This window comes from Streptomyces sp. NPDC060064 (assembly GCF_042736455.1).
In the GTDB taxonomy this organism is placed as follows: Bacteria; Actinomycetota; Actinomycetes; order Streptomycetales; family Streptomycetaceae; genus Streptomyces.
On the sequence record NZ_JBHWWF010000015.1, the window covers coordinates 76926 to 90209 of the forward strand.

General features: G+C 70.0%; 9 protein-coding genes and 1 pseudogene. 3 read left to right on the forward strand and 7 right to left on the reverse strand.

All coding sequences use genetic code 11. The features are described 5' to 3' along the window. Positions 1 to 85: 85 nt before the first annotated feature. The 5 genes from ffh to ACFWDI_RS19390 all read right to left on the reverse strand — a co-directional run bounded on the left by ffh (position 86) and on the right by ACFWDI_RS19390 (position 7699). Positions 86 to 1636 carry a signal recognition particle protein gene (gene ffh / locus ACFWDI_RS19370; protein ID WP_385305454.1) on the reverse strand — a complete coding sequence of 517 codons (1551 nt, stop codon included), beginning with the start codon at positions 1634 to 1636 and terminating at the stop codon, positions 86 to 88. Between the two features lie 95 nt (positions 1637 to 1731). Continuing rightward, positions 1732 to 4197, reverse strand: a complete 2466-nt coding sequence (locus ACFWDI_RS19375) for a [protein-PII] uridylyltransferase (RefSeq protein ID WP_385305455.1) — start codon at positions 4195 to 4197, stop codon at positions 1732 to 1734. Positions 4198 to 4223: 26 nt separating this feature from the next. Beyond that, positions 4224 to 4562 (reverse strand): P-II family nitrogen regulator, encoded by a 339-nt coding sequence (locus ACFWDI_RS19380; protein ID WP_175258793.1) that lies wholly within the window; start codon positions 4560 to 4562, stop codon positions 4224 to 4226. Beyond that, complete coding sequence (locus ACFWDI_RS19385; RefSeq protein WP_385305456.1) at positions 4559 to 5917, reverse strand: ammonium transporter; 1359 nt, start codon at positions 5915 to 5917, stop codon at positions 4559 to 4561. The genes ACFWDI_RS19380 and ACFWDI_RS19385 overlap by 4 nt, the downstream gene beginning before the upstream one ends. A 309-nt stretch (positions 5918 to 6226) precedes the next feature. Beyond that, entirely contained in the window at positions 6227 to 7699 is a 1473-nt protein-coding gene (locus tag ACFWDI_RS19390) for a hypothetical protein (protein ID WP_385305457.1), read from the reverse strand. A gap of 428 nt (positions 7700 to 8127) precedes the next feature. On the opposite strand from ACFWDI_RS19390, the gene ACFWDI_RS19395 reads away from it, so the two are divergent. Beyond that, complete coding sequence (locus ACFWDI_RS19395; protein ID WP_385305458.1) at positions 8128 to 8790, forward strand: bifunctional DNA primase/polymerase; 663 nt, start codon at positions 8128 to 8130, stop codon at positions 8788 to 8790. A 142-nt stretch (positions 8791 to 8932) separates the two neighbouring features. Here the strand turns inward: ACFWDI_RS19395 and ftsY are convergent, their stop codons facing one another. Next, complete coding sequence (gene ftsY / locus ACFWDI_RS19400) at positions 8933 to 10156, reverse strand: signal recognition particle-docking protein FtsY (protein WP_385305459.1); 1224 nt, start codon at positions 10154 to 10156, stop codon at positions 8933 to 8935. A gap of 139 nt (positions 10157 to 10295) precedes the next feature. Between ftsY and ACFWDI_RS19405 the strand changes: the two are divergent. Together ACFWDI_RS19405 and ACFWDI_RS19410 are read left to right on the forward strand one after the other, a co-directional pair. Next, positions 10296 to 10519, forward strand: a pseudogene (locus tag ACFWDI_RS19405) (cytosine permease); the annotation flags it as partial. 204 nt (positions 10520 to 10723) lie between these two features. Further along, on the forward strand, positions 10724 to 11695 hold the full coding sequence (locus ACFWDI_RS19410) for an LLM class flavin-dependent oxidoreductase (RefSeq protein WP_385305589.1): 972 nt from the start codon (positions 10724 to 10726) through the stop codon (positions 11693 to 11695). A gap of 124 nt (positions 11696 to 11819) precedes the next feature. Here ACFWDI_RS19410 and ACFWDI_RS19415 read toward each other — a convergent pair whose 3' ends face one another. Then, complete coding sequence (locus ACFWDI_RS19415) at positions 11820 to 13241, reverse strand: sugar porter family MFS transporter (RefSeq protein WP_385305460.1); 1422 nt, start codon at positions 13239 to 13241, stop codon at positions 11820 to 11822. Positions 13242 to 13284: the final 43 nt, after the last annotated feature.

Genomic DNA, 13284 nt, shown 5'->3' on the forward strand with positions numbered 1-13284 from the left:
ATAATCTCGTGTTTTTCTCCAATATCGGGGTGGGGGCCCCCCCCTCGGGGGGGGCCCCACACCGACGTACAAACCAGAGGAAAACTCAGCCCATGAACTTCTTGAACTCGTCGGGCAGCTCGAAGTCCTTGCCCGGCTCACCGGCCGGAAGTCCGAACGCCCCACCTTGCGCCGCCTGCTCGCGGCGCGCCGCTGCCGCCTGCTCCTCGGCCTTGCGCTTCATGGGGTTACCGCTCTTGCGCTTGCCCTTGGCCTGCTTGATCTGCTTCTTCTGACGACCGGGACCGCCACCCATGCCCGGCATCCCGGGCATACCCGGCATCCCGCCGCCCTGGGCCATCTTCGACATCATCTTGCGGGCCTCGAAGAAGCGCTCCACCAGGCCCTTCACGGCGCTGACCTCGACACCGGAACCCTTGGCGACACGGGCCCGGCGCGAACCGTTGATGATCGTCGGGTCCTGGCGCTCGGCCGGGGTCATCGACTTGATGATCGCGGAGATACGGTCCACGTCCCGGTCGTCGATGTTGTTGATCTGGTCCTTGATCTGCCCCATGCCGGGCAGCATCCCGAGCAGCTTGGAGATGGAGCCCATCTTCCTGACCTGCTCCATCTGCGCCAGGAAGTCGTCGAGCGTGAAGTCCTTGCCCTTGCTGCTCGCCAGCTTGGAGGCCATTTTGGCGGCCTCTTCCTGGCTGAAGGTCTGCTCGGCCTTCTCGATCAGGCTGAGCATGTCGCCCATGCCGAGGATGCGGGACGCCATGCGGTCCGGGTGGAACGCGTCGAAGTCGTCCAGCTTCTCGCCGTTGGAGGCGAACATGACCTGGCGGCCGGTGACATGCGCGATGGAGAGCGCGGCACCACCGCGGGCGTCACCGTCGAGCTTGGAGAGCACCACGCCGTCGAAGCCGACGCCGTCGCGGAAGGCCTCCGCGGTGTTGACCGCGTCCTGACCGATCATCGCGTCGACGACGAAGAGGACCTCGTCGGGGCTGACGGCGTCGCGGATGTCCGCGGCCTGCTGCATGAGCTCCTGGTCGATACCGAGGCGGCCCGCGGTGTCGACGATGACCACGTCGTACTGCTTGGCCTTGGCGTGCTCGATGGAGTCCTTGGCGACCTTGACCGGGTCGCCTACGCCGTTGCCCGGCTCCGGCGCGTACACCGAAACGCCCGCGCGCTCGGCGACGACGGCCAGCTGGTTGACGGCATTGGGACGCTGCAGGTCACAGGCGACGAGCAGCGGCGAGTGCCCCTGGCCCTTGAGCCAGAGACCCAGCTTTCCGGCCAGCGTCGTCTTACCCGCACCTTGCAGACCCGCGAGCATGATCACGGTCGGCGGCTGCTTGGCGAAACGGAGGCGGCGGGTCTCGCCACCGAGGATGCCGATGAGCTCCTCGTTGACGATCTTGATGACCTGCTGTGCCGGGTTCAGCGCCTGCGAGACCTCGGAGCCGGCCGCACGCTCCTTGACCTGCTTGATGAAGGCCCGGACGACGGGCAGCGCCACGTCCGCTTCGAGCAGCGCGATACGGATCTCGCGCGCCGTGGCGTCGATGTCCGCCTCGGACAGGCGGCCCTTGCCCCGGAGATTCTTGAATGTCGCGGCAAGGCGGTCGGAGAGGGTGTCGAACACGGTGGTCGCGGATCCTCGGGTCGGGAGCGGGCGGACAGTGTCCCCCAGGGTATCGGGCCGCGCGCGGTGGGGTACGCCCCGTGGCCGGTCTCACCTCAGGCGCGCAGCATCGCCTCGAGCGTACGGGCGGTCTCGGAGGCCTGTTCCGGGGGCAGCGGCGCGCCTTCCAGGCCCGTGACATAGAAGGCGTCGACGGCGTTCGCGCCCAGTGTGGAGACATGGGCGCTGCGGACCCGTACCGCCGACTCGTCCAGCGCGCGGCCGATCCGGTGCAGCAGTCCGGGCGCGTCCTGGGCGCGGACCTCGATCACCGTCGCGAGCCGGGAGCCCGCGGCGGCGACGGTCACCCGCGGCGGCGGGGCCTTGACCCCGCGCCGGCGCGGGTACGCGGCCTCACGTTCCGCGAGCCTGCCCGGAATGTCGAGTGTTCCGTCCAGCGCCCGTACGAGATCGGCGCGGAGCCGGGCGGCTTGTGGCAGCGATCCGTACTCGGCCGCCACCCGCCAGCTCAGCAGCAGTACGCCTGCGGACTCGCCGAGCTCGGTGGGCAGGTCGATGGAGCGCAGGTCGGCGGCGCGGACGGTCAGCCGGTGCAGAGCGAGCACGCCGGCCGCGGCGGGCAGCACACCCGGCTGGTCGGGCAGGGCGATCAGCAGTTCCACGCCGACGGGTTCGGGCTGGTCCCGTTCCTGGGGCGGCTCGGGCCGCTCGGTGTGGGCGTGCAGCGCGAGCACCGGTTCACCGGTGCGCAGTGCCTCGATGGCGAGCCGTTCCTGCTCGGCACTGGGCGCGGCGGGCTCCGGCTCGGGCGGGGCGTCGCCGGCGAGAACCGCGGCGACCCGCCTGACCAGGTCGGCGACCAGCGAACCGCGCCAGGACGACCAGGCCGCGGGTCCGGTGGCGAGGGCGTCGGCCTCGGTGAGGGCCTGCAGCAGCTCGAGGGTGCCCGCCGAGCCGACGACGGAGGCGACCGAGGCGACGGTCGCCGGGTCGTCCAGATCGCGCCGGGTCGCCGTTTCGACGAGCAGCAGATGGTGGCGTACGAGCGTGGCGATGACGGCCACGTCGGCGCGGTCGAATCCGATCCGGGTCGCGAGGTCCTTGGCGATGGTCTCGCCGGCCACCGAGTGGTCGCCGGGCCAGCCCTTGCCGATGTCGTGCAGCAGGGCCGCGACCAGCAGCAGGTCGGGGCGGCCGACGCGGCGGGTGAGGGACGAGGCCTTGACCGCGGCCTCGACGAGGTGGCGGTCGACGGTCCAGGTGTGCACGGGATTGCGCTGCGGCCGGCAGCGTACGCGCTCCCAGTCGGGCAGCAGCTGGGTGATCAGGCCCTCGGCCTCCAGCGCCTCCCAGACCGCGACCGTCGACTCCCCCGCGCCGAGCAGGGTGACGAGCTCCTCGCGGGCCTCGGCGGGCCACGGCACCGGCAGCGGTCGGGCAGCGGCCGCGAGCCGGCGTACGGCGTGCAGGGAGATCGGCAGCCCGGACTGGGCGGCGGCTGCAGCGGCCCTCAGCGGGAGCACCGGGTCGCGTTCCGGCCGTGCGGCGCGGGCGAGCACCACTTCGCCGTCCTGTTCGACGACGCCCTCGGCGAGCGGGCTGCGCTCGGGCTGCGGAGTGCGCCCGCCGCTCAGCATCGCCCGCAGCCGCGGCCGCAGGGACCGTGCCCTGAGCACCCGGTTCACCTCACGCCAGGTGACGTCCGTGGCGTACGAGACGGTGCGCGCCGCCTCGTAGACCTGCCGCAGCAGTGCGTCGGCGTCCAGCAGACCGAGCTCGGTGGCCACCTGGTCCTGCTCCTGGAGCGCGAGCCGGTCGGTGGCCCGGCCGGTGGCCAGATGCAGCGCGTCCCGGGCGTCCAGCAGCCGCCTGCGGGCCTCGGCGAGGCCCTCGCGCGGCGCGTCGGCGAGCCAGGAAGCGGCGACGGCGCGCAGCGCGGTGGCGTCCCGCAGCCCGCCCCGCGCCTCCTTGAGGTCGGGTTCGAGGAGGAACTGCAACTCGCCCTGGCGCTCGGCACGTTCACGGCACAGTTCGTCCAGCTCGGGCAGCCGCTTGGGCGCCTGGTTGCGCCAGTCGGCCAGTACGGCGGTGCGCAGCCCGGCCACCAGCCCCAGATCGCCCACGACCGGGCGTGCGTCCAGCAGCCCGAGCTGCACCTTGAGGTCCTCGCCCGCGGTCTTGCGGGCCTCGGCCGGGGTGCGTACGGAGTGGTCGAGGGCCAGCCCCAGATCCCACACCGGGTACCAGATCCGGTCGGCGAGAGTGGCGATCGCGCCGGCATCCGCGCCGCCGTCGTGCAGCAGGAGCAGATCGAGGTCGCTGCGCGGCGACAGCTCACCGCGCCCGTAGCCGCCGACGGCGACGAGCGCCGCGCCCCGCACCCCGGCCTCCAGACAGGCGGTGGTGAACAGCGCGGACAACCAGTCGTCGGTCAGCTTCGCCAGGGCGGCACGGCGCGGCGGCCCGGGCCGCTCCTTCTCACTGAGAAGGCGCAGCCGGGCCGCCGCATAGCCGCTGGGTCCCGAGTCTTCCGCTTCGGTGGTCATTTCGAGGCTCGTCACCCAGCAGCTCCTGTTCTGTCGAGCGCTTACAGTGCGTCAGGTCCGCGTTCGCCGGTCCGCACCCGTACCGCCGTGTCGACCGGGACGCTCCACACCTTGCCGTCACCGATCTTGCCCGTACGGGCCGCCTTGACGACGACATCGATGAGCTGTTCGGCGTCGCTGTCCTCGACCAGTACCTCGATACGGATCTTCGGGACCAGGTCGACGGTGTACTCCGCGCCGCGGTAGACCTCGGTGTGGCCGCGCTGGCGGCCGTATCCGCTGGCCTCCGTCACCGTGAGCCCCTGGACGCCGAAGGCCTGCAGGGCCTCCTTGATCTCGTCCAGCCGGTGTGGCTTCACGACTGCGGTGATGAGCTTCATGCGTCCACCTTCTTGGTCTTGGCTGCGGCTGCCACGGAGTCGCCCGGCGCGGTTACGGCCTTGCGGGAGCCGGCACCGCCGCCGGCACCGCTGAAGTCGTACGCGGTTTCGGCGTGCTCGTCCTGGTCGATTCCGGATACCTCGACGTCCTCCTCCACCCGCATACCGATGGTCTTGTCGAGGAGGAAGGCGAGGATCGCCGATGCCACCAGAGAGTAGGCCAGCACCGCGAAGACACCGACGGCCTGCTTGCCCAGCTGGTCGAGTCCGCCGCCGTAGAAGAGGCCCTTGGCGTCGGACTGGACACCGCCGGTGGCGAAGAAGCCGACCAGCAGCGAGCCGGCGACACCGCCGACGAGGTGGACGCCGACGACATCGAGGGAGTCGTCGTAGCCGAACTTGAACTTCAGACCGACGGCCATGGCGCAGAGCAGACCGGCGATGGCGCCGATCCCGATCGCGCCGAGCGGCGAGCAGGAGCCGCCGGACGGGGTGATGGCGACCAGACCCGCGACTGCGCCGGAGGCGGCGCCCAGCGTGGTGAAGGCGCCGTGGCGGATCTTCTCGTACGCCAGCCAGGCGAGCATGGCGGCGGCGGTGGCGACCTGGGTGTTGACGAACATCACCGCGCCGACGCCGTCGTCGTTGCCGAGCCACGAGCCGGCGTTGAAGCCGAACCAGCCGAACCACAGGAGCCCGGCACCGAGCATCACCAGCGGCAGGCTGTGCGGCCGCATCGGGTCCTTCTTGAAGCCGACGCGCTTGCCGATGACAAGGATCACACCGAGGGCCGCGGCACCCGCGTTGATGTGGACGGCCGTACCGCCGGCGAAGTCGATGACACCGAGCTCGAAGAGCCAGCCGCCCGCGCCCCACACCCAGTGCGCGACCGGGAAGTAGACAACGGTGACCCACAGCGCCACGAACAGCGCCCAGGCGGTGAACTTCACGCGGTCCGCGAGCGCACCGCTTATCAGCGCCGGCGTGATGATCGCGAACATCAGCTGGAAGACGGCGAAGACATACACCGGAATGGTGTAGCCGTCCCACAGCTGGGTGATGCCGATGCCGCTCAGTCCGACATAGTCCGAGGTCCAGCCGATGAAGCCACCCTTGTCCGTGCCGAAGGCGGCGCTGAATCCGTACAGCACCCACAGGATCGTGACGATGCCGAGGCTGATGAAGCTCATCATCAGCATGTTGAGGGTGCTCTTGACCCGGACCATGCCTCCGTAGAAGAAGGCCAGGCCCGGAGTCATGATCATCACCAGTGCGGAGCAGATGAGCATGAAGCCGGTGTTGGCGGCAGACAGCGTGGGAGTGTCTGCGGCAAGCGTCGAGATGCCTGGAGGCATCGGCGTCTCCTCGTTGTTGGTGCGGCCGCGTGCGGGCGAAGCCTGTGCGGATACGGGCGGGCCGGTTATGCGCCATGAGGTTGGCGCAGCGCCGTTTCCGTCGATGCCACTCGATGTTTCGCCGCAGTGACGAAGGGGTCCTGCGTGTTACGCCCCCATGAACAGGCGGGTCGGGTGAGGGGCCCGGGAGTATCCTCTGCGCACATCACGACCGGCCGCGACGGCCACCCGGCTGACCTGGCGCGGGGGGAGCCGAGTCGGGTTGTCCGGGGTGATCGTCGCGACCGGGGTCCGGCGGGCGCCGTCCGCTCAGACCGCTTCCGCGGTTTCGGGGAGCAGGGCTGTGAGCTCGTCGGTGAAGTGTGCGACTTCGGCCACGCCTCCGAAGTCCCGGGCCGCCGTGTCGACGGTCTTGCGCAGTCGGGTGTTGACCCGCTCGGAGCGGACCTTCTTGGCGACGGTGAGCGCCCGTCCGGCCAGGACCATGGACTGCTCGGGCTCCTTCTTCAGGAGATGGACCGTGGCCATGCCGACCAGATTGAGTGCGTACGACCGCTGGTGCTCCTCGTCCTTGCCGAAGAGGTCCACGGCGCGCTCCATCACCGGCTCGGCGAGCGAGGCGTACGTAGGGCTTCGTCCTGCTACATAGGCGAGGTCTCGGTACGAGTGGGCGTTCTCGCCGTTGAGCTCGGCCTCGGAGAAGAAGCGGATCCAGTCGGGCTCGGACTCGCCGTCGAGACCGGCGTCGGCGAAGGTGTCCTCGGCCATCCGGACGGCTCGCTTGCACTTGCTGGGCTGGCCCATATTGGCGTAAGCGCGGGCCTCCATCGCATACAGCATCGCCTGGGTGCGCGCGGTCGCGCAGTCGCGGCTGCCGTACTGCGCCAGATGGATGAGTTCCAGGGCGTCCTCGGGCCGCCCGAGGTGGATCATCTGGCGGCTCATCGAGGACAGGATGTACGAGCCGAGCGGCTTGTCGACCGCTTCCTTGGCGGCGTGCAGGGCCAGTACGAAGTACTTCTGCGCGGTGGGCTGCAGGCCGACGTCGTAACTCATCCAGCCGGCCAGCTCCGCGAGCTCGGCGGCGCATTTGAACAGCCGCTGGGCGGTGGTCGCGGGCTGCGGCTCCTGGAGCAGATCGGTGACTTCGTGGAGCTGGCCCACGACCGCCTTGCGGCGCAGCCCGCCGCCGCACTGCGCGTCCCACTGGCGGAACATCGCGGTGGTGGACTCCAGCAGCTCGAGCTCGGGCTTGGAGAGCCGGGAGGCCCTGCGCATGGCGGCCGGCGCCGGCTGTCCCGGCTCGCCGACCGGCGACGGCACCAGCCAGCGCTGCAGCGGCTCGACGAGGGCGGGTCCCGCGGCCAGTGCGAGCGAGGTCCCGAGGAAGCCGCGCCGCGCCAGCATCAGGTCGCTGCGCGAGAACTCGCTGAGCAGTGCGACGGTCTGGGGGCCCGCCCAGGGCAGATCCACTCCGGACACCGAGGGTGACTGGTGCGCCGAGCGCAGTCCGAGGTCCTCGATGGCGACGACGCTGCCGAAACGCTCGGAGAACAGCTCGGAAAGGATGCGCGGGATCGGCTCACGCGGCTGCTCGCCGTCGAGCCAGCGGCGCACGCGTGAGGTGTCCGTGCTGATGTGGTGTGCGCCCATCTGGCGTGCCCGGCGGTTTACTTGGCGCGCAAGCTCGCCCTTCGACCAACCGCTGCGCACGAACCACGAACTCAACTGGTCGTTCGGGCGCTTGTCGGTATTCGTACCGTCTGCGCCGGTGCCGCCCACGGGAACGCCCCCATCCACTGAAAGCCTTGGTACTCGAACCCCTACCAGAATGCCGTGAGTTGAGACCGCCTGTACGGAGGTTGCGCCCCATCGAACAGGAAGCCGAGTTGCCTCCGGCATACCCACAAGTGCGCGGAACTCCAGGATTCGTGTACTGAAAGTAGTCCTACGATCACCCCTCCAGTGAGGGAGATTCCAGAAACGCCACCATTCGCCACCCCTTCGAATGAACTCGCTTACCGTCGGGCGCGATTCACTTGACATACGACGATCAGGAGGCAGCGGAGCGTTGCACGCACAGGCGCGCGGCATGGTCCGCACCACCCCTCGCGCCACCGCACGCCGCCGGAGCTTCACCGACTGCGACGCAGTGTTACGGGGAGACTTCGGGTCGTAACCACCGGCGTTGACGACCTGTTGGAGGGGGCATGGGCTTCACGATCGGCGGCAGCCGGGGGACCAGGGAGATCAGGCCCGGATCACGGCGCCGCGGCCGTACCACCGAGTGCACAGTGGTGGCCGAGTACACAGGGCTGTGGGGCTGGGCCGTGATCCCTGGCGCGCGAGCCGCGTCAGGCCGGTGCTCCTGCGGCGCCCCGGACTGTACGTCCCCGGGCGCCCACCCCCTCGACTTCGCCGCCGAGATCCCCGCCGGCGCCACCCTGGACAAGGTCACCAAGGCATGGGCGGAGGTGCCTGGCGCGTCCCTGCTCCTGCCGGTCGGCCGCACCTTCGACATCCTCGACGTCGCCGCCCCGGCCGGCCGCCGCGCACTGCTGCGCCTGGAGCGGATGGGTCTCCCGCTCGGCCCGGTCTCGGCGACGCCGGACGGCCGCTGCCAGTTCTTCGTCGCCACCGGCGCGGCGGCAGAACTCCCGGAGCTGCTCTACCGGATGGGCTGGGACGACGCGGACCTGGACCTGTACTGCCTGGGCGCCGGTGACCACATCATGGCTCCGCCGTCCGACCAGGCGGGCCTGGGGCCGGTGAGCTGGCTCCGGCCCCCGTCCCTGGACACGGCGACGGCTCCGCCGGAGGCGCGGCTGCTGCTGGGGACCTTGGCGTACGTCTGCCACCGCACCTTTCCCTGACGCGCGGGTCTCGCGCGCAGCGGGACCCCGTACGCCCTGTGTCCTCAATCGCCGGACGGGCTGAATCTCAGCCCCGCCGGCGATTGAGGCGCGGGGTCCGGGGCAGAGCCCCGGTACGAAAGGCGGGCCCACCCAGGGACAGCTACTCGCCGATCAGCGCGTCGACGAACGCCTCCGGCTCGAACGGCGCCAGATCGTCCGGCCCCTCGCCCAGGCCCACCAGCTTCACCGGTACACCCAGTTCGCGCTGGACCGCGATGACGATGCCGCCCTTGGCCGTACCGTCCAGCTTGGTCAGCACGATGCCGGTGATGTCCACGACCTCAGCGAACACCCGCGCCTGCACCAGGCCGTTCTGACCGGTCGTGGCGTCCAGGACCAGCAGGATCTCGTCCAGCGGGCCGTGCTTCTCGACGACGCGCTTGACCTTGCCGAGCTCGTCCATCAGGCCCGTCTTGGTGTGCAGCCGGCCCGCCGTGTCGATGAGTACGACGTCCGCGCCCTCGGCGATGCCCTCCTTGACCGCGTCGAACGCGATTGATGCCGGGTCACCGCCCTCGGGGCCGCGCACCGTGCGTGCGCCGACCCGTTCACCCCAGGTCTGGAGCTGGTCCGCGGCCGCGGCGCGGAACGTGTCCGCCGCGCCGAGCACCACGGAGCGGCCGTCCGCGACCAGGACCCGCGCCAGCTTGCCGGTCGTCGTCGTCTTTCCGGTGCCGTTGACGCCGACGACCATGACGACACCCGGGGTGTCCAGACCGCTCTCGGTCTTCACCGCGCGGTCGAAGTCGGTACCGAGGAGGTGCAGCAGCTCCTCGCGCAGCAGGGAGCGCAGCTCGTCGGGGGTACGCGTACCGAGCACCCGTACGCGCTCGCGCAGCCGCTCGACCAGCTCCTGGGTCGGCGCGACGCCGACATCCGCGGTGAGCAGCGTGTCCTCGATCTCCTCCCAGGTCTCCTCGTCGAGGTGCTCGCGCGACAGGAGCGTGAGCAGCCCCTTGCCGAGGGAGTTCTGGGAGCGGGCGAGGCGGGCGCGCAGCCGGACGAGCCGGCCCGCGGTCGGCTCGGGGATCTCGATCTCGGGGACGGGGGGCGCCGCGACGACCGGATCCTCGACGGCGGCCGGGGCCTCGACCGCCTCGGCGGTGTCGGGGAGGTCGACCTCCCCGATCGTGCGGCGCGGTTCCTCGACCGTCGGTGCGGCGTCCTCACCGACCTGAGGCTCGGCGGGCGGGGCAGTGATGGTCGGCGTACTCGACGGTGCCGAGGGCGGCAGCTGCTTCTTCTTGCGGCTGCTGACCACGAGCCCGCTGATCGCGCCGACCGCGACCAGGGCGATGACTACAGCAAGGATGACGATTTCCATAACCCACCCAGTATCGGCCACGACCGCTCCTACACAGCGGCCTCAGAGGATCACACAAGGACGACGGACTCCATTTGAACCCTTTGGGGGATACGTACGATGCTGGTGGTTCTGGCTTTACCCGGCCGCCTCGACCCCGGAGACGCGGAAACCCCGGAGTCCGCCTGACGGCGAGCGCACCGGCCACGTCCGCGAACCTTCCCATCTGGGTCGCCGCCAACATCAGTGTGCTGCTGCTCACGATGGGCGCGGGGGTGATCGTCTTCGACGGCCTGAACTTCTGGCAGGTGCTGGTCGTCGGCCACCGCGACGCCGGTCCTCTCGTACGGGATCGTGGGGGTCGCGGCGGTTGGTATCAGCCGGGTCCCCTCGGGCCCCGACTCCACCCGCCACCTCCCCGACCGCCTCCAGCACGGCGATGGTCGGCTCACCCCTGTCCATCTGACGCTTCGTCAGCTACCGTCTCCCTCCGCTGTCCGTTCAGCCCCGCCGACCTGTTCTTCGGCCGCGGGTCCCGGGGTTGTCCCCCGGGAAGACACAGCACACCCGGCGGAGGGGACCGTTCCCATGGCTTTCACAGTGGCCCGCTTCAATCTCGTCGATCCCGACGCGACGCCCGAGACCCTCGCGGCCCGCTATCGCGCCGCGCTCGAGATGGCCGCGTACGCCGACGACCGCGGCATCGACAGCATCCAGACCGAGGAGCACCACGGCGCCACCAACAACTGGCTGCCCTCTCCCTTCGTCTTCGCCGGCTCGGTGCTCGGCTCCACCCGCCGTATCGCGGTCACCGTCTCCGCGATCATCGGCCCGCTCTACGATCCGCTGCGGCTGGCCGAGGACATCGCCGTACTCGATCTGATCGGCAAGGGCCGGCTGGTCACGGTGGCCGGCATCGGCTACCGGCCCGAGGAGTACGCGCAGTTGGGCGTCGAGTGGAGCCGGCGCGGCAAGCTCCAGGACGAGCTCCTCGAGACGCTGCTGAAGGCATGGACGGGTGAGCCGTTCGAATACCGCGGCCGCACCGTCCTGGTCACTCCCCGCCCGTACACACAGCCGCATCCGCTGCTGCTGGTGGGCGGCTCCTCGCAGGCCGCGGCCCGTCGCGCCGCCCGGTTCGGACTGCCCTTCTTCCCGAGCGCGCATCTGCCGGAGCTGGAGGCGTACTACCACGAGCGGCGCGCGGAGTACGGGACGGAGGGCTGGACGATGATGCCGGCAGCGAAGACCCATTTGCTGCACATAGCGGAGGACCCGGACCGCACCTGGGCCGCGTACGGCGAGCATTTCCTGCACGAGGCTCGGATGTACGCCTCCTGGCAGTCCAAGGACATCCGCTCGGCGGTGCGCTCGCAGGCCACGACCGTCGAGGAGTTGCGGCGCGAGGGCGTCTACCGGGTCGTCACGCCGGACGAGTGCGCGGAGGCCGACGGGGAGAGTCTGGTGCTGCACCCGCTGTGCGGCGGGATGCCGCTGGATGAGGGCTGGCGCAGCCTGCACCTCTTCGCGGAGCGCGTTCTCCCTCGGCTCAAGGGCTGAGCCCGAGGGCAGTCACCGCCCGTGAACGGTGACCTCGTACCCCTCCCGCCGCAGCGAATCGGTACTGCCCCGGCTCAAGAGCTGAGCCGGGGCAGTTCCGTGGTGAGGAGCGGGGCAGCGGGGATTAGCCCATCTCCTCCAACGCCTTGCCCTTGGTCTCCTTGACGAACAGAAGCACGAAGGGGATCGAGAGCGCGGCGAAGCATGTGTAGATGATGTACGTGCCGGAGAGGTTCCAGTCCGCCAGGCTCGGGAAGCTCACGGTGATGAGCCAGTTGGCGATCCACTGCGCGGCGGCGGCGACGCCGAGCGCGGCGGCGCGGATCCTGTTCGGGAACATCTCGCCGAGGAGGACCCAGACCACGACGCCCCACGAGAGGGCGAAGAAGAGCACGAAGACATGCGCGGCGATCAGGGCGACGGCGCCCTGGGCACTGGGCAGTTTGCCGTTGACGAGGTCGGCGGAGAAGGCCCAGGCCTCGAAGGCGAGAGCGATCGCCATACCGGCCGAGCCGACGAGGGCGAGCGGACGCCGGCCGACCCGGTCGACCAGGACCATCGCGATCACGGTGCCGATGATGTTGATGATCGACGTGGTGAACGAGTAGAAGAACGAGCTGGCCGGGTCGATTCCGACCGACTGCCACAGCGCCGCGGAGTAGTAGAAGACGACGTTGATGCCGACGAACTGCTGGAAGAGGGAGAGCCCGATGCCGACCCAGACGATGGGCAGGAAGTTGAAACGGCCGCCCAGCAGGTCCTTGAAGGTCGACTTGTGCTCGCGGCGCATCGCGAGTTCGATCTCGGCGACGCGGGCGTCCAGGTCGATCTTGTGGCCCTCGACCTCGCCGAGGACCTCCTTCGCCTTGTCGACCTTTCCGACGGAGATCAGGAAACGGGGCGACTCGGGGATCGCGAAGGAGAGCAGTCCGTAGAGCACCGCCGGGACGACCATGACGCCGAGCATCCACTGCCAGGCCTCGATACCGAGCATCTCGCCGCGCTGGTTGCCGCCTGCGAGCTGCAGGATGGCGTAGTTCACCAGCTGGGAGATGGCGATGCCGATGACGATCGCGGCCTGCTGGAAGGAGCCGAGTCGGCCGCGGTAGGCGGCCGGCGACACCTCGGCGATATAGGCCGGGCCGATGACCGAGGCCATGCCGATGGCGAAGCCGCCGATGATGCGCCAGAAGGCGAGGTCCCAGAGGGCGAACGGGAGAGCGGAGCCGATGGCACTGGCGGTGAAGAGCACGGCTGCGATCTGCATACAGCGGATGCGGCCGATACGGTCGGCGATCCGGCCGGCGGTCGCGGCGCCGATGGCGCAGCCGATCAGGGCGATGGCGATGACCTGGGCGAGCGTTCCCGAGCCGATGTTGTAGCGGTCCCGGATGGCTTCGACGGCGCCGTTGATCACCGAGCTGTCGTAACCGAAAAGGAAGCCGCCCATCGCGGCGGCGGCCGTGATGAAGATGACATGGCCGAGATGCTCGGGGTGGGCCTGTCGGCCTCCCGATGCCGGCTGTGGCTGCTCAGTGCTGGTCACGTGTACTCCTGGGGCCGTCCGGCAGCGTCGCCGGGCGTGGGGG